Here is a 17,076-nt window from a genome sequence, read left to right on the forward strand (position 1 = left end):
CTTCCCGGGTACCCTGCATAGGATTACATGGATGCAAGGCGATACTCAGGCCCGGTATCATCATGTTTCATTCACCCAGGAAACAGGAGAAGGGAGATCGCGCCACTACCGGCTAAAGGGATTGGCAACCCACCCTAGTTCCCCAACTCAAGGTATCTCCCACCCCCCATGAGTACACCTAAGCTTCGCACTATCTCAGTCGTGGATGCGGTTGCCGAGCAACTCAGTGAGGCGATTTTCGATGGTACCTTTCGTCCCGGTGACGTGCTGGTGGAATCGCAACTCGCGGACCGCTACCAAGTACCTCGGCAAACGATCCGCTCTGCGGTCGTGGTGCTGATACATGATGGCATCCTTCGGCGTGAGCCCAACAAGAGCGTATACGTTCCACAGTTCTCGGAAGATGATCTTCACGACCTTTTTGCTGCACGCCGACTACTCGAGATTGAAACAGCTCGCATCCTCGCATCACGAAAGACAGTTCCCAAAAGCGCCGAGAGCGCTGTACGGTTCATGGAAGTGCTATGTGATGGCAACGACTGGGACGAAGTCTTGAAGCTTGACTTTCAGTTCCATCAAGCTCTTATTGAAGCCACCGACAGTCCACGCCTGCAGCGATTCTATCGCAGCATTTCGGCCGAAAAACGTCTGGCTCTCTCCTATTACCGCTCAGGAAACTCTTCACCCCAGGTAATCGCTCAGGAGCACCGGGAACTGTTGGATGCCCTTCGTACTGGAGATCCTGACATGGCCGCAAAAGCTAGCCGCATCCATATAGAAGAGTCAGAAGCGTTCATCAAGCGGGCGATACAAGCGCAACGCGAATCTCAGTCCGGTAATCAAAGTGCCCAGACCTCTAAAAAGGAAGCGGAAAAATGAGAGTTGCGGTCATCGGACTAGGAGCCATCGGCGCGCAGGTACTTTGGCAGTTAAGCCGCGTTGACGGAGTCGAGGTGCATGGCTTCGATAAGGAGTACCCCGGCCACCCTTCAGCGGGTGTTGGAGGAGAGAGCCGGCTCTTCTGGAACCTAGAGATGACCGAGCCTGCCTACGTCCCCCTGATCGAGCGTGCCGCGGTGGCATGGCGTGAGCTGGAAGCCTCTAGCGGCCAGACGCTGCGCGATCCTAATGGCGTGCTGATATACGGTGGAGAGCAAGACGCCCAGATGCAGTGCGCGCTCAACTCCGCCAAAGCACTAGAAGTACCCGTAGAGCTCCTGGAGACATCCGTACTGCGTAGGCGCTTTCCCCACTTTGCGTTCGATGATCATTCCTTCGGTCTCTGGGACATCAATGGGGCCGTCATTCGGCCAGAGCGTACAGTGGAAGTCACCGTTGAACTGGCCCGTCGAAACGGCGCAATCGTTCATGAATTTAACCCTGTCACAGCGCTAGATGTTACAGGTTCCACGGTCAGCGTACTCTCACCGTCTGGTAAGCAGACATTCGATCGGGTGGTGATGTGTTGTGGCGGTTGGACCTCGAAACTGGTGCCCCATATCCAGGACGAGGTGGTGACAAGACGCTTGACCTCATTGTGGTTTAATGCACGCCAAGACGACTTCATTGACCTGCCACCATTCCTGAGGACGGCTCCTCAATACTGCTATGGTATTCCCAGCCAGGATCGGCGCTCAATCAAGCTCGGGCTTGGGTTCAATGATCATTACGTCACTGGCGATGCCGACACGCTACCTCGACAGCTTGAAGGAGCTGAGCTCGCGGCGGAGCTGAACAAGTTCGAATGGATTCGCGAGGGAATGCTGCCGTGGCTCAGCCGCCGACCCTACCGTGTCGAAACGTATGTCGAAAGCTATACGCGCTCAATGCTCGAGTATATCCGCCCACATGTAGAGAATCCGAATGTCATTATCATGACAGGGTTCTCGGGACATGGCTTCCGTGTCTCTCCCGCCATCGGCGAGATCGGTTGCCAACTAGTGGTCGATGGGAAAACCTGTGTGGATATCGGCTTCATGGAAAGGGCAAGCCCGCTCTTCTCCATTCTTGACCCTAAACAAGGCACCACAACTCATAACTCAGCCATGGCCAGCGGCCCTTCGCGAGTTTGAGTCTATCCATTTCCTCTTCCTGCCCGAGCCGGTCATGCGTCGGTCGCGAACCTAGCTGTGTATGCATATCGAGGCCACGACCGCTTGAAACCGGCCCAGTTGGGCAAGACCGTACACCACCACACTAAGGGAGTGCTGGACGCCGAACGGATGCCGACGACGACCAACCACGTTCACCAAAAATACGTTATCCCAACAAATTGGGTAAGAAGAGAGATATCTGTGGCACATAAGCCACCAGGAACAGGATAGCAACAAGAGCCGCCACGAACGGCAGCGCCGCTATACTCACTTTTTCGATCGACAAGCCGCTAATGGCACTGGCCACATTGAGGTTGTCACCCACTGGTGGAGTGGCAAACCCAATCATTGACGCCATGATCATTACAATGCCGAAATGAACTGGGTCCATTCCCATCTGCATAACCACCGGAACGAGAATGGGAGCCAGAAGGATAATACCCGCTATGGTCTCCATAAACATTCCAACGAAGAGCAACAGCAGAACGATCACTGCGAGAACAATCCAGAACGGTACAGGCAGCGCACCGAGAAAGCTGGCAATAAGTGTGGGGATGCGTTCAAGCGTCAAGATTCTGGCATAAGTGGACGCAGTAGCGATGATCACCAGAATCATTCCAGAAATGAGGAATGTGGTTTTCAGCATCAAAGGTATCTGTGATATCTGAGCCTCACGATACAGTATTGCAAGAACCAGACTGTAGGCCACGGCGATACCCGATGCCTCAGTCGGAGTGAACACACCGCCATAAATGCCGCCCAACACCACCAAAGGCATCATCAGCGTCCACTTAGCTCGCCATATCGCTTTGCGACGTTCACCCCAGTTCGCTTTGGGTGACTTGATTCCGTAGCCCTTTTTCTTACAGATGTAACGACTAACGATATAGAGAGTCAGTACGATGACAATACCGGGAATGAGGCCGGCAAGAAAAAGGTCTCCAATAGAAGTGTTCGTGGTTATTCCGTATATGATGAGCGGAATGCTGGGTGGGATCACAATGCCCACACCCCCACTAGTCGCCAGTATGCCAGCACTAAAGCCTCGACCGTATCCTTCCCGGATCATCGCAGGGATCATGATGCCACCGATAGCGGCAACCGTTGCCGGACCAGAGCCACTCAACATGGCAAAAACGGTGGTCCCCAGCAAGGTAACGGCCGGCAATCCACCGGTGATATGACCAACAAATGCCTTGGCAGCATCAATCAGTCTTTTGGAGAGCCCCCCATACTCCATAATGACGCCGGATAATACGAAGAGAGGTACCGCAAGCAACGAGTATGAGTCAACAGCTCCAAACATCGTTTGCGTGAGATAGTTGACAGGAACGACCTCAGTAATGATTACCGAGAGCATAGAGGAAATGCCAAGCGCAAAGGCAACTGGCATGCCCATGATGAGAAGCACGATAAAGCTTATTGCCAGAATACTGATGCCCATGTCTTAATCACCTTCGGGCTGTGATGGAGGAATAGGTGCCCAGGGGTTCCGAATGAGATCGATGAGTGAACGCACCATATGCTGCAACACCCGAAACGACATTAGGGATAGGCCAAGGGGAAGCCCTACATACACGAGATACATGGGAATCTGTGAACCTGGGGACAACTGCCCAGTAATCATTTGCCTCCTGACCATCTCAATCGACAGAGTGAACATGTAGATAAGAAAGGCTAGCCAGGTAATAAATACGAAAAGGCGAATAATCCGTTGCACGAATGGCATTTTTTTGCCGATCAGATCGACTACAACACCAAATCTTACATGTCGCTGATATTTGATGGCATAACTTCCACTCAAATAGACGAACCAGACGAGAGCATAGCGCGCAATCTCTTCAGACCATGAGGATGGACTGTTAAAGAAGTAGCGCATCACGACCTGATAAATCACCAAGGATGCAAACACGACTAGGGCTATTGTGGCTAAGTAGGTTTCTATGTGATCGTCGAAATGTGAATATATCCACTTCAGCATGGGGTTATCATCCATTCTGCGACAAAGACAACGAGCCCCTACCCAAGCCTTGTTGACTCAGATAGGGGCACTTTCAGCCTAAATTACTGAATAGCTTCAAGAAAGGTGGTATTGCCTGCCGCTTCCAGTATCGCTTTAAGCTTGTCTGTATCCACTTCAGAAGCGTTATCTGCATAGAACGGAACAGCAGAGTCAATCCATGCTTGCCGCTCTTCTTCCGTCAGGTCAGTGACTGTGCCGCCTGCGGCCTCAATCTCGGCACGGATCTCATCACTCACGGTTTTCTTGAGCGAGCGAATTTTGTCGATCGCTGCATCCGCTGCAGACTGAATGATTTCCTGATCCTCGTCGGACAGACTTTCATAGAAATCCTTGTTGATGAGCAGGACTTCAGGATCATAAATGTGCCGGGTTTCGGTCAGGTAGCTCGCAGGCTCGGTCAAGCGAGCAGAGTAGAGAAGTTCGTAAGGGTTCTCAACACCATCCACGACTCCCTGTTGCAAGGAGGTAAAAACCTCGGGAAAGGAGAGGGGAGTGGGCGCCGCACCGACGCTCTCCCAGTAAGCAATGTGCATTGGCACCTGCATGGTACGCAGTTTGACGCCTTCCATATCCTCAGGGACTCGAACCGTGCCATCTGTCATGGCCAGATTACGGAAACCATTCTCTCCCCAGCCGAGCGCGATCAAGCCGCTGTCGGCCAGACCTGCCAGCATTTCGTCACCGAGTTCGCTGTCAAGTACTTCATAGGCGGTCTCGGCATCTTCAAATATGAAGGGAAAGTCGAAGACCTGGAGTGACTTGTCGAAATTAGCAAGCACACCGACCGAAGGCGCTGTCATCTCAATATCGCCGAACTGGGTAGCTTCGATCATTTCCCGTTCACCACCGAGCTGACTATCGGGGTACACCTCGACCGTAATTCGCCCGTCGGTACGTTCGGCCACCTGCTCAGCGAACAGTTCGTAACCCTGGTTTTGTGTGTCACCAGCCGAGATCACATTCCCGAATTTGATGGTGTGGCTGTCACTGGCGACGACGACGCCCGACCAGGCAGTGAGGCCGAAGGCAGCGACGGCTCCAGCGGTGATGAGGTTTGTAGTGCGGATCATAAAGCACTCCTGTTATTGGAAAATTATTTGGGAGCAACTGCACGTGGGCTGGTGTCTGGTGCCATTTTCACCAATCATGCACACCCACATTGTATTACAGTAACACAATATGCTTCTACCGCAACTCACGCGACTACTACCCCTCGAAGGTTGGTGTTGATGCCCTAAGTGCTTCACTGCTAGCCGTGTGGTGGGGAAGAAACCAAATTCTTTTGGTCAAGGTTCCTGAATCATAGCTGTGGCAACCTTGCTCCAGCCCGCAAGGTCTATTTCCATTGCCAGAGAAGCTCATACTGAGGTCATCCCACTTCGCTCAAAGTCAGTGGTACCTCAACGTTGGCTATCTCGACCACAACGTAGATTGCAGCTCCGGCATACACATCGCTTGGCATGTGGTTAAAAACTCAGTGTTTCCGGCCTGAGGTAATGGGATAGATCGCACTCTCAGCTGGGTTGATGTTCGTAGCAGGCGTGAGCCCATCTACCGTAAGCTCTAACAGCGTAACCTTTCAGCCCCCCAATATGAGGCACTACCCCGCCTCACACTAAAAGTATGACATATACCTCGCAACATCTAATGGGGCGGGCATCGTTACGCAGTAATTGTCCACGACTCCATTTATAGGCTGAGTAATTAGCTGTTTTGCGGGTCTCCTGATGTGGGTTTGTACTGTGTGAGCACTAAAATAGAATCGCTACTTGATGTGCATACTGCATCCTAGTGAAGCATCCTGTGCGTGTCGGATATATATAAAGGGGGATGGTATGAATCTCAGCGAACAAGACAATTGTGTTACCCGTATGCTGGGTGATATCGGCCTCCCTCTTGAAGTGTATGCCGATCAGGTGGCTTTCATTAGGACTGTGCGAGAAGGCTTGCCTGGCCGCGTACTCCAAAAAGCGGTAAATGCACTGCGTGGTGATCGAGATGTCTTCGTGCGACTACTAGAAACTGACTCAGGAAACCTGCATCGTTTGTACAAGCGTAAGGCCCTGGGCCGTGTTCAGAGCGAGGAAGTCCTGGATACACTGAAGCTGTATGTCCACGCCGGAAAGGTCTTCGGTGATCGCGATAGCGCCCAGGAGTGGCTGCACAGCGAGGTTCGAGCGCTGAATGGGTCTCAGCCCATCGATCTTTTCGATACCTTCGCTGGCCGCAAAATGGTGAGGGATGTGCTGGGCAAGATTAAATTCGGGGAGTTCAGCTAATAATATTTTAGATGCGGTGAGTCAAATCAGCTCGCAAAACCGCATAAATACCCTTAGCACTTACCAAAACTAAGGGTATCCGAGTGAAGTTATATCGAATCAAAAAAGTACGCTATTTGACCACCCTTTCCGGCCAGGATGGAAGCTACCGAGACGGCGGACGCTGAAACAAAGCCGGTAGCCTGTCCTGTATTTCAGCCTGTCAGCTGCGGCCGTCATGCTCGAAATGGGGAACTACACCTCGAATCTCCGGCTGTTGCTCTAGACATGATGCTCAGCATTTACGAAGTCGACGCCACCTCAATTCAAAGCCTCGATCTCTCAGATCTGCCCGCAGGTGAAACCGGTTCCCCTGCCCCGCTTGCACACACCCCCTAAGTACCGACTTTCTAGGAAAGCCAGAAAATGCTGGCCTCTTTATTCCTCGCGACCAATTCGCCTCGATGCACGCCATTCGATGACCTCCTCCATCTCAGGGGCAGTTGAATCGCATTGGGTGAGAAGCTGATCCAGCGTGTATCTTGGTGTCTCACTGAGCGCCTCCCACTCGTCGTCCATGGGTGTGAGGAGATCCCTCTGAGAGGTAACACTGCCACGCAGCTTATTTAGTGGGGAAGTCATGCTGTATTGACCTCTCTTAAACCTAGTGAGTATAGGTGTGGGTGGGTAATTATTATCTAACGTAATCGCCGATGCTGAAGAGATCGAGATATTTCGTTCTATTTATATTTAGCACTTGAATCAGCTATTCTTGGTATGGCGGTGCTCTACCTACGCAACAGCTTCATGAATTGCGATCTTTATGCCTAGCCCACAATATGAGTAGGACTGACATCACAACGGTAATAACAATAATGCCTAGAAGGCCATAGACCTCGACAGGTATCACCATATATAAACCCCTAATTTGAGCCGAGTTTCTCAAGCTTGAGTATTGACTCGATCATTGGCGAGATTTATTTCTTCGCTTAAGAGTCACATGAGCGGCAACTAATGTCCCGAACATAATAACCAAAATCGGAGAAACACCGATTAAAAACTGCGCTAAATCACCCATAACGCCTCCGCCTGCTTGCTGAATTGCTGCAACATTTCTAACTATAGCACCAAGCGGTATCACCTGCCGAGCCAGCCACATTCGTTAGGTCAATCGCTGACTTAATGTTCCAACTGACTGTGCCTGAGGAGATCGTTGTCTGTGCAATGTCAGTGATTGATCGATTCCTTACATGAGTATTTGAAGAGCACTTTATCAGCAGGAAACGCGAAGCTACTAGACCTGAAAAAACAGAGACTTCTAATATAAGTCTATTCAATCACATTTTCCATATCACTGAGTTCGAACATGTCTGTCAAGCGTTGAGCCTGTAGAAAAAACCCGCTGACGGCTAAGTTTTGGTAGGATCGAGAAAACAGACGAGGAGTGGTCAGCATGCCGCGCTTCAAGCCTTATAACTACGATCAAAATGCCATGGTGGTGATTAACTACCAAGATCAACTCCAACCCGGTACCTTTGAGCACGCAGTGCATTACCTGATCGAGCATAAACTCGACTTGTCCGTTTTCCACCCCAAGTACCGCAACGATGCGACCGGCCGGCTGGCCTATGATCCGGCCATCCTGCTTAAGATTATCCTGTTTGCTTACTCAAAAGGCATCACCTCCAGCCGTGAAATGCAGTGGTGCTGCGAGACCAATATTATTTTTAAAGCTCTTTCCTGCGATACCGTTCCCCACTTCACCACACTGGCCAGCTTCGTCAGTCGCCATGCCGATGAGATTGAAGCGCTATTCGAACAAGTGCTGCTGGTGTGCCACGAACAAGGCTTGCTGGGTAACGAACTCTTTGCCATTGACGGCTGCAAGATGTCCTCCGATGCCTCTAAGGAATGGTCGGGTACGTTCAAAGAATTGGGCGAGAAACGGGAGAAACTGAGAGGCCTGATTCGGCATCACCTACTGGAGCACTACGCGCGTGATGAAGCTGAAACGGAAGCCGACCTGGATCGGGACATTCGCCGCGCCAAGACGATTCTCTCGCTAGATGCGGCCATGAACAAAGTTGACCGTTTCCTAAAGACGCACAGCCCAAGGATGGGCCGGGGGAAGCGCATCAAGGAAGTGAAGAGCAATCTGACCGATAACGAAAGTGCCAAAATGACGACAAGCAAGGGCACGATCCAGGGCTATAACGGCGTAGCCACGGTGGATAAAAAGCACCAGATCGTCATTGACGCTCAAGCCTTCGACGAAGGCCAGGAGCATCACACCCTGAAGCCAGTTCTGGAGCAGGTAGAAGCCCGTTTTAAGAAACTGGGCATTGCGGAAAACATCTACCAGAAAGGCACCGTCGTCACCGCGGATACAGGCTTTGCCAACGAAGCCAATATGAAGTATCTGCACGAACAGCAGATCAACGGCTACATCCCCGATAACCAGTTCCGCAGCCGAGATCCGAAGTTCGCCGATCAGAAAGACAAATACGGCAAGCGCCACCAGAACTTACCAGATAAAGGCTGGCGAGAGACGACGCCAGCCAGCGCGTTCCAGTTTGATCCGGTAGAACTAACGTGTATCTGCCCAACCGGCGAAAAGCTGTCCTATCGTGGGCAAGGAGAAACGGACAATGGCAAGATCCGGGTACACTTTGAAGGGCGTTTGCTGCAATGTCGGCACTGTCCAAAGAAATACCGATGCATGCAGACCCCGAGTTCTGCCGACCATCGCAAGGGTGCTGGTCGACAAGTGTCTTTTATTATCGAGAACAAACGCTTACCCAATTATACCGACTGGATGAAACACCGAGTTGATAGCCCGAAGGGCAAAGAAATTTACAGCCATCGTATGTCTGTCGTGGAACCCGTCTTTGGCAACATTGGCACGACGAAAAGACTGAACCGCTTCAGCCTTCGGGGTAAGAAAAAGGTGCAAGGTCAGTGGCAGCTTTACTGCTTAGTGCACAATATTGAGAAGTTAGCGAATTATGGTCATTTGGCCGCGTCATGAAGGGCTTGGAGCAGGGTATGTCGCTTCATAAGTGAAAAATAGCTCTCTTAACTGGCATTAGGCGCGCACCTTAGCGGCTGAATGGCGATATTAGGATGACTCAGCCATATGACTGACTGAGCCAAAAGATTAAGACGACAGGCGATAGAAGTGCTCGAAATCGGGTTTTTCTACAGCCTCGTTGGACGATTTTATGTCTTCGGCACTACTAGTCATGGTGAAAAGATAACGATACATGAGCTAAATTCATGATAGCTACAGATACCGTGAAAATGGTGAGTTACCGCTGCGTTTGTTTTTGAGACTGCCTACTATACGGATGCTTAAACCACACATGCGCATCATGAATTGCGATCTTTATACCTAGCCCACCAGATTAGTAGGACTGATATTATAAAAGCAGCAATAATAATACCTAGAACCCCATAAACTTCACTTGTCATCATCAGCTTTCTCGCTTAAGGCTGGTTATATAAATATACCGACATTAGCTTGTGACTGGCAATTATTCATTTTCTGCAAAAAAACAATCTTTCAATAAGAGTAAATAACATACAGAGTCAGATAAGTGAAAAATCCATTAAGACCTGTGACGTATCATATATAACCCCTCTCTTATATATTTACAACTCTAGAATTAAAAATAGCAATATGTATTACATAATTTACGCTTTTAACCGTCTGGCTTTGACAATTATCTGTAAACTGGTAAAAATCATAAGATTGATAAAACGTAGGCTGCCAAATTTCACATAGGCTTGCGATCATTATTAAGACAAAATACTGTGAGTATTTCCCTGCAACTAGGCTGATCTACCGCTGTGCTGTACAAATGTCAGTATGTTCATTCATACTTAATATGCCATGAGCGAATCTCGACCTTAGCCTCAACCTTTCCACATAGCTCGTATTAATCAAAAACTATCAACAATTCACCTATTGCACTCTTTCCTAGAACTATTTTGAGCCGATTTAGCTGCTTCTAAGCGATTCTTAAAGCATATAACCTGCCAACGATTTGAATCATAACTTAAACTATTTTTTCACAAAATATCCCTGTCTCCTTTAACACATTTATAAAGCTAGCTTTTACCATATTGCCTGCCTTAACTTAAGTCAACAAATAGCTAAAAACCACGACTTCAGCAAACAACCAGTATTATTATAAATAATTTTATATAAGTCTCAAACATTAAAATATATGCAGCCAAGTTCCAGCTACGATACTACGATACTATCGTAATATGATAGCGACATAGCATTTTAGGCATCCCAGCCGAGCCTCCAGGCTCACTTAACCGCGAACTTAAATCGCCTAAAATTATTTGAAAAATACACTTGCACATCTATAAAAAACTAATTAACTTATCAGCATCAAAAGTAATTTACGAAACTAGGCGCCTCAGTTAATGATCAACGTTATCGGCTCTCGAGTGGTTCTCACTTCTCAAATAAAGATCTCAGAACAGATAGCGAGCACTGTTAGAAAAACATTATTTGGGCGCCCTCCCTTATTGCAAGATGCACGCGACTTAACTGACGAAGCCATCATTATGGCAATTCTTCTATCACCGCCAATTGTTTATGAGAAAAAGAGCCTAGTCGGCAAAAGGCTCTATATATGTATTGCCAACTTCCGATCTCTTCAGCTTGCTGGACTACTACCTGGCTCTTCAAAAATCAGAGTCAATCTTATTGAGCCACCCTCTCATTTTAATATTGACTCGGTGTCACTCATGTTAAATATGATCAGTGATCTGGCTTTATCTTTAGATCCCGATAAAGCAGGACCATATTTTTTAGAGCTTCGAAACCATGCTATCGACTACTCGCCGGACGTACTAAGTTCCATCTCGACTAAATGTCGATTTAAAAAATCGTTTCTAGAAGCTATTGGCATAAACCGAAAAAAATACTGATAACGATAAGGGCTTCAAAATGATATTTAAAATAAAAATGAAATCGCTCCTTGAGGATGCGATACAGCCACGCTCCGACTATTTTTATTTTATACAGCTCCAATCAGCATTGATTTACACGCTTCAGCATCTTATGCTTATAGGTGATGACTGCTGGAATGAAGCAGCGATCAAAGATTTGATCACAGGCATTGAGAATAAAGACATTGAGTTTCAAGTTGAGTCAGGTAAAGGCGAGAAGGGCATTTACGGCACTAACCCAATTCACGGTGCACTGTATAAAACATCTCAAAATATCGATACGGAAAATAGGTTCAAGCTTATCGCCCACATTATCAATGCGGCTTTTCAATGGCGAAAAGAGATTGAAGCATTACCCGTTAATCAAACTCTAACAGACCATAATAACAAACGTCTCAATATAGCTACTTATCAAAAAAACCTCGAAGCAGCTTGCAAAGTTGCCCGGCGCATGAAGGCTGATGAGCTAGCCCAGCTTGCACCATGGAATCAATCCACCCATGCATTATTAAAATCCTGTCAAAGACTTATCGAAAAAAAGGTAGCAGGTAGTGAAGCCTATATACAAGAACTAGAGCGCTTTTTTGCGTACGCTCTCAATGCTCGGCAGCCGCGAAAAAATTATCGCACTGAGCAAGAGAGTACCGATAATTATTTACTGCCTCAACGCACTCGGCCGATCGATATTGATCCTGAAGAGCCATGGCAAGAACTATCAAGTTCAGTTATAACGTTTCCATCTCAAGCAGTAGATTACAGCGCGTTACGCCAAGCTGGCCTCTCTGCTAATGAAGAAAGCTCGTCAATTGAATTAATACAGAGCGAAAAGCCATTAGCGTTAGCGAGAGGCGACTCGTCGCTTCAATCTGTTTTTCGCGCGCGTTCTCAACAGCTGCATTTAGCTAAAGCAGCACAGTTATTGCCTGGGCGATGGGAACACCTCGCTGCATATGATTTATTTCATTTACAGATACAGCTTAATCACACAAAGCAAAACCAACCCTTCCTGAGCTGTATTATTGGGCTATTGCTATTAACGGGCCGTAGTTTGAGTAGCATACTTGAGGCTCATGTCGTTAAGCGCATTGAACAAATTCCCAAAAATACCCTTCAAGATCAATCGCTGTATCTATTATCTGACGCGACAGGCTGGATAACAGGCGTTATTAGACCGCCCGATAGTCGCCAATCGAGCAGCCAATGGCGTTCGAACATGCGTAAAACACAAACACATCTCATATTCCCGCTTCCCAGTTTTTTACAACCGATCGTCGCTTTACTTACTAAGTATAAAGGACACAGGATACGAAAGAGGTCAGTCGCCTTATTTTCCGACCAATTTAAACATCAATTTACGGCTGAGCTTAAACAATTGCTAGCGGATACTAATCGTAAAGAGGGTACGCGACTGACAATACATCGATTAGGGATGCATTTGTTCAATACGCTCAATACGGGTGATGCTGATCTAACTGCTGCCTGCCTGATTACAGCGCGCGTACCCTCTTTTGGCCAACAGGCATCACTCTACTACTTTGCGCCCAGTCTTGATTACTTAACACAACGTTACCTGGAAGCAATGCGCATCATTGAGCAACAGTGGCAAGGCTCACTAGCTGAAAAGAACCAACAAACTACCAAAAAAACTCACTCAGGTTTGCTCCCCTATTCGCAACGAGAAACAGCTCACTACGTAGGTTCTCAGCTTGTACCCACTAGAGCTTATGTTGAGAAGCTAGTATCTCATATGCAGCAACAATTAACGGAAGCCGATCAGAGCGGTTCGCTGTTTGAGAAAATTGTGAGTGTACATAACTGCTACACGTCTTACACCATTGCGATGCTGATGTTTTGTACTGGGTATCGCAGCATTCGCGACCCATTACCCCGATGGAACCAGCTTTCGTTATCACGCAGCTTAATCGTCATCGCTGATAAAACTGATGATACACAAAGCCACGCTCGCTTTTTGCCGCTGCCCACGCTAATGGTGACACAGCTCAACCATTATTTACGTCATCGCGAGGCCGTGGTGGGCCGTCTACAACTATATCTTGAACAAAAATGGGACACCCCTTTTCTTTTTCTTGATACACACGGCCATCCTAAACAAGTCTCTCCCAAACGTCTTCAAAAGCAATTAAATTGGCCTGGCTCTCCGCCACTGAATATCAACCGTCACTTTCTTCATACACAGCTTAAAGAAAGCGGCAGCTCCTCTGAACTAGTGGATGCATTCATGGGCCACTGGGATGCTGGCCAAGAACCTTGGTCGAAACATTCTACATTTTGCCCACGGAAATATCGTGAGCACATTAGCTCAGCCATGGAGTCGTTGATGCAAAAACAAGGGTGGAAAGCAATTGAAGGGTCAGTGTTATGAGTGAACACATAATTTGGAAAGGCTGGAAATTAACGCCTCCGATACAAGCAAGTACTGACGGCGAAGCGTCTCGTAGCTATCAACGCGCACGCGAAAAATACAAAGAGCTGTCCTCAGCACTTGAACAGATAGAGGCACTTGTGCCAGGTGCCGCTGAAGGGTGCCATGGATTAGTCTTTTCAGAACGAGCTATCAGCGATGCGTTTGAGTCGATTCATTCGATCACAAGTCCACAAAAACTACGCCAGCAACATAATTTTCTAGTGAGCGGTTTGGAGCGCGGCGCGCGCGAGCTAAATTGGCAAGTCAGCATCCCGAGCCCGATGGTCACTCTGCCACGCAAATCGCCGCAAGTAACGACTGGCACTTTTAGTCAGCTACATGGCTGGGATACCGCTGTAAACATCCACGATCAATTATTGCCCCCAACCAAGCTTCATCAGAATAAATTAAAAGAATGGTTGGCGGGACGCTTTTTATTTCAGCTAGTTCGGGAAGGCGCCCTGCTAAATAAAGAGTGGCTAAGGCAGGTTCCCTTAGCAGTTAGCGACGGTATTACGTTTGTAGGTGATATTGGTTATCTAACGCTAAAAAAAGAGCTGAATTCTGAACAACCTAGCAGCAAAAATAAACCTATTTTCAAAAATTTCAATGTAAATGAGTCACCTGAACACCTTTTTGAGTATGAGCGTCAATATCAATATAGACGGCTCTTTCTAAGTCCTATGAGCCACCTATTGCTACTGAGTTACTATCAACAATACAGCCTAAGTTGGCCACAGAATGCAGGTGCCGAAAAAGCGCTACTGCACTATGCCAACAGTATCTCTAAAGAATTTTCTAATGCAAATTTGGCCTCCATTTTATCTGTGGCAAAAACGTCATCTTCACTGGAAATGATGCCCTTACTGACACATTATGCTAGCCAGTTTGACGTCTCATTATCGCTTCGCCCCACCACATGGCAACGACTTGTACATCGGCAAGTGTTGGTTAAACAACCCGAAGATGCCTCACTCGAACCAGCTTATATTCCCATCCAACCTTTGCCGAAGCGGAAGGGAAAGTATCCAGATCAATTAGTGCAGCTCATTAAATTACAGCGCTGTATCCCAGCCTCCCTCATTGGCCAAGCGGGTAGAAATAAGGCCATCGCGAATATCGATAACTTTTTGTCGTCAGAGGAAGGAAATGGAGTACTCGTTACACTATTAGCGGCCTGGGCTAAAAGACTCATGCAAAAAGGGGGACGGGTTAAATCAAAGCTTACTCCGAGCACGGTCAGAACCTATCGTTCCCATATAGCCCGCCCGCTGGTGATACACGGCTATGATATACACGATATTCAAGCGCTGGATGCGAGTGAATGGCAGAAGCTTTACGAAAATGTACTGAATGATGCTAAGACCACGGGAAGCCGTTCAAGGGCACAAAACCGTTTACGAGATTTCCACGATTTTGTTATGGATACTTACTCGGTTCCAGACGTAGAACTCGGTGGAAACGATGGGATAGCAGGACGTGTTGATGTAAACATCATCACACCAGCAGAATACGGGCGGGCCACCGCTATCATCGTAAGCTCTAAACAGTCGAATAGATTGCGTAAGATGCAGGCATTAGCGCTAATACTTGGCTATCGTCTCGGTTTACGTCGCAGTGAATGTGCCTTACTTATGCGCCGGGATATAGCGTTTATACAGCATTCTGAGGATATATTTGGTGAAGTTATTGTTCGCGCTAATCCATACCGACGCGGTAAAAGCTATTCAGCAACCAGACGTTTACCTCTCTGGCTATTATCGCCCCTAGAGCGAAAATTACTTGTTTGGTGCTATAACCAAACTTATAAAGACAGCAAGGTTCGGACGGTGCATAAACAGCTTCTGTTTTGTCCCGGTGTCAGTAGTCATGACATACTAAGTGATAACGAACTTTTCCAGCCTATCCAAACGGCACTAAAAGTGGCAAGTGGCGATACTTCAGTTCGCTATCATCACTTACGACATACCTTTGTTACGCAAAACATCTTACGTTTCCTAGAAAATAATCCCAACGAACTGCTGCCTAAAGAGTGGTTAGAGGGTGAGAGTGCCGACAAAGAACCTTATATTACGAATTTTGACTTCTCTACACTAGCGGGTCTTCCTTCACAAAATCGCCCGTCACGCAAGCGATTGTGGCAGCTATCATTATTGACTGGCCATGCCAGCCCTGATGAAACACTTAGCTCTTATACACACTTGTTAGATTGGGTGATGGGGCATTATCTTCGCGAACGCTTTAATCCGGTTGTTTCATCTGACATGCAGTCGGTCTTATTTAAAAATCAGTCAAAAACAGCGGTGACTAGTTGGCGAAATCGTAAAGGTTTAAAAGGACAAACACGGGCTAGTGATATCTTGAACCAATTGAAATCTGAAGGGCAGGACTATCTCGCTGATAATCGCTTGGAGCCTTTCTTCCAGCTATATGAGTCCCCCGCCATAAACCCGCTAGATAACGCAACTGCACTATTTACATGGCCGAATGCCACAACGATCTATCAATGCCTGCGATTGATCGAACAGCAAGAACACCAGGGGGTCTCGCTAGGTAATGCTATTCAGTATGCCGCAAGGAGCTTTTTGTTCGCTCCTAACCAGCTCGACCGCTGGGTAAAAAGCGGTGAGAAGCTTATGACCCGAAGGACCCGACGGACGAATTCGGCATTTAGTCGAGGAGACAATGTAAATCGGCGAAGTGAGCTTGCCGCCTCTCAAGTTGTTTATATGCCCGAGCTTCGACGGTGTATGGCACCTCCGTTAAAGCCGCAGGTATTGAAGGAGGCTGATCAATTTTTTCATAAACTACTAGATTGGTGTCGAGCAAACCCCGAAAAAGCGGAAAAAAGCTTTGTCACATTTCGCAATCATATGCAACGCAGTACGGGCCATATTAAGCTTCCAGATGCAGTAGCTATAAACACCGTCCGCGATATTCTTCGTCCATTGGGCTGTCTACAGCACGCCTACCTAGTAGTTGAAGTGGAAACAAACGCTGTTGAGAAGAAAGTAAAGCGGCATTGGGCACAGGCAACTGATATCCCAGTAAAACGCATAATATCGATACCAACCCCCTCCCGCTCTGGGCGAACGCGTCATTGGTACGGTAATGCTCATCTCAAAATCACCCGCGGCGATTATAAAGATGCGGAGCAGCCACTGTGGGAGGCAATACGTTTTGCATCATTTATGATACTCCTCGTAGCAGATATAACTGACCAATACGAGTGATGGGAAGTATCCCATCACAGCACTTATCCCCACTCTCTCGACTAAAAGGGGTGTGGGTAAGTTATACTTGTTAGCA

General features: G+C 47.8%; 11 protein-coding genes. 7 read left to right on the forward strand and 4 right to left on the reverse strand.

What is annotated here, in order from left to right:
• Window positions 1–168: 168 nt before the first annotated feature.
• Together SR894_RS19895 and SR894_RS19900 are read left to right on the forward strand one after the other, a co-directional pair.
• Window positions 169–879, forward strand: a complete 711-nt coding sequence (locus SR894_RS19895) for a GntR family transcriptional regulator (protein WP_022520260.1) — start codon at window positions 169–171, stop codon at window positions 877–879.
• On the forward strand, window positions 876–2,072 hold the full coding sequence (locus SR894_RS19900) for an FAD-dependent oxidoreductase (protein ID WP_223289195.1): 1,197 nt from the start codon (window positions 876–878) through the stop codon (window positions 2,070–2,072). Before SR894_RS19895 ends, SR894_RS19900 begins: the two co-directional genes overlap by 4 nt.
• 187 nt (window positions 2,073–2,259) lie before the next feature.
• Here SR894_RS19900 and SR894_RS19905 read toward each other — a convergent pair whose 3' ends face one another.
• From SR894_RS19905 to SR894_RS19915, 3 genes are all read right to left on the reverse strand, one after another.
• Window positions 2,260–3,537 (reverse strand): TRAP transporter large permease, encoded by a 1,278-nt coding sequence (locus SR894_RS19905; protein ID WP_022520258.1) that lies wholly within the window; start codon window positions 3,535–3,537, stop codon window positions 2,260–2,262.
• Window positions 3,538–3,540: 3 nt separating this feature from the next.
• Window positions 3,541–4,074, reverse strand: coding sequence for a TRAP transporter small permease (locus SR894_RS19910; RefSeq protein WP_022520257.1), 534 nt, complete (start codon window positions 4,072–4,074; stop codon window positions 3,541–3,543).
• A gap of 83 nt (window positions 4,075–4,157) precedes the next feature.
• A complete protein-coding gene (locus SR894_RS19915; protein WP_223289194.1) occupies window positions 4,158–5,186 on the reverse strand; it encodes a TRAP transporter substrate-binding protein in 1,029 nt (342 codons plus the stop codon).
• A 765-nt stretch (window positions 5,187–5,951) separates the two neighbouring features.
• On the opposite strand from SR894_RS19915, the gene SR894_RS19920 reads away from it, so the two are divergent.
• On the forward strand, window positions 5,952–6,395 hold the full coding sequence (locus SR894_RS19920; protein WP_223289193.1) for an antitoxin Xre/MbcA/ParS toxin-binding domain-containing protein: 444 nt from the start codon (window positions 5,952–5,954) through the stop codon (window positions 6,393–6,395).
• A 417-nt stretch (window positions 6,396–6,812) separates the two neighbouring features.
• On the opposite strand, the gene SR894_RS19925 is transcribed toward SR894_RS19920, so the two are convergent.
• Window positions 6,813–7,016, reverse strand: a complete 204-nt coding sequence (locus SR894_RS19925; protein WP_223289192.1) for an AbrB/MazE/SpoVT family DNA-binding domain-containing protein — start codon at window positions 7,014–7,016, stop codon at window positions 6,813–6,815.
• A gap of 811 nt (window positions 7,017–7,827) precedes the next feature.
• On the opposite strand from SR894_RS19925, the gene SR894_RS19930 reads away from it, so the two are divergent.
• The 4 genes from SR894_RS19930 (at window position 7,828) to SR894_RS19945 (ending at window position 17,000) form a co-directional block, all read left to right on the forward strand.
• Window positions 7,828–9,402 (forward strand): transposase, encoded by a 1,575-nt coding sequence (locus SR894_RS19930; protein WP_223289191.1) that lies wholly within the window; start codon window positions 7,828–7,830, stop codon window positions 9,400–9,402.
• 1,409 nt (window positions 9,403–10,811) lie between these two features.
• Window positions 10,812–11,321 (forward strand): hypothetical protein, encoded by a 510-nt coding sequence (locus SR894_RS19935; protein ID WP_223289190.1) that lies wholly within the window; start codon window positions 10,812–10,814, stop codon window positions 11,319–11,321.
• Window positions 11,322–11,340: 19 nt separating this feature from the next.
• Window positions 11,341–13,725 (forward strand): hypothetical protein, encoded by a 2,385-nt coding sequence (locus SR894_RS19940; RefSeq protein WP_223289189.1) that lies wholly within the window; start codon window positions 11,341–11,343, stop codon window positions 13,723–13,725.
• Entirely contained in the window at window positions 13,722–17,000 is a 3,279-nt protein-coding gene (locus tag SR894_RS19945; RefSeq protein WP_223289188.1) for a site-specific integrase, read from the forward strand. The genes SR894_RS19940 and SR894_RS19945 overlap by 4 nt, the downstream gene beginning before the upstream one ends.
• Window positions 17,001–17,076 lie beyond the last annotated feature (76 nt).

It is taken from the genome of Vreelandella neptunia, from assembly GCF_034479615.1.
GTDB lineage: Bacteria > Pseudomonadota > Gammaproteobacteria > Pseudomonadales > Halomonadaceae > Vreelandella > Vreelandella neptunia.

Excerpts from the sequence above, each read along its gene's own strand:
- SR894_RS19925 (WP_223289192.1), bottom strand. The coding sequence starts at position 7,016 with ATGACTTCCCCACTAAATAAGCTGCGTGGCAGTGTTACCTCTCAGAGG.
- SR894_RS19895 (WP_022520260.1), top strand. The coding sequence starts at position 169 with ATGAGTACACCTAAGCTTCGCACTATCTCAGTCGTGGATGCGGTTGCC.
- SR894_RS19940 (WP_223289189.1), top strand. The coding sequence starts at position 11,341 with ATGATATTTAAAATAAAAATGAAATCGCTCCTTGAGGATGCGATACAG.
- SR894_RS19900 (WP_223289195.1), top strand. The coding sequence starts at position 876 with ATGAGAGTTGCGGTCATCGGACTAGGAGCCATCGGCGCGCAGGTACTT.
- SR894_RS19905 (WP_022520258.1), bottom strand. The coding sequence starts at position 3,537 with ATGGGCATCAGTATTCTGGCAATAAGCTTTATCGTGCTTCTCATCATG.
- SR894_RS19930 (WP_223289191.1), top strand. The coding sequence starts at position 7,828 with ATGCCGCGCTTCAAGCCTTATAACTACGATCAAAATGCCATGGTGGTG.
- SR894_RS19935 (WP_223289190.1), top strand. The coding sequence starts at position 10,812 with ATGATCAACGTTATCGGCTCTCGAGTGGTTCTCACTTCTCAAATAAAG.
- SR894_RS19920 (WP_223289193.1), top strand. The coding sequence starts at position 5,952 with ATGAATCTCAGCGAACAAGACAATTGTGTTACCCGTATGCTGGGTGAT.
- SR894_RS19915 (WP_223289194.1), bottom strand. The coding sequence starts at position 5,186 with ATGATCCGCACTACAAACCTCATCACCGCTGGAGCCGTCGCTGCCTTC.
- SR894_RS19910 (WP_022520257.1), bottom strand. The coding sequence starts at position 4,074 with ATGCTGAAGTGGATATATTCACATTTCGACGATCACATAGAAACCTAC.
- SR894_RS19945 (WP_223289188.1), top strand. The coding sequence starts at position 13,722 with ATGAGTGAACACATAATTTGGAAAGGCTGGAAATTAACGCCTCCGATA.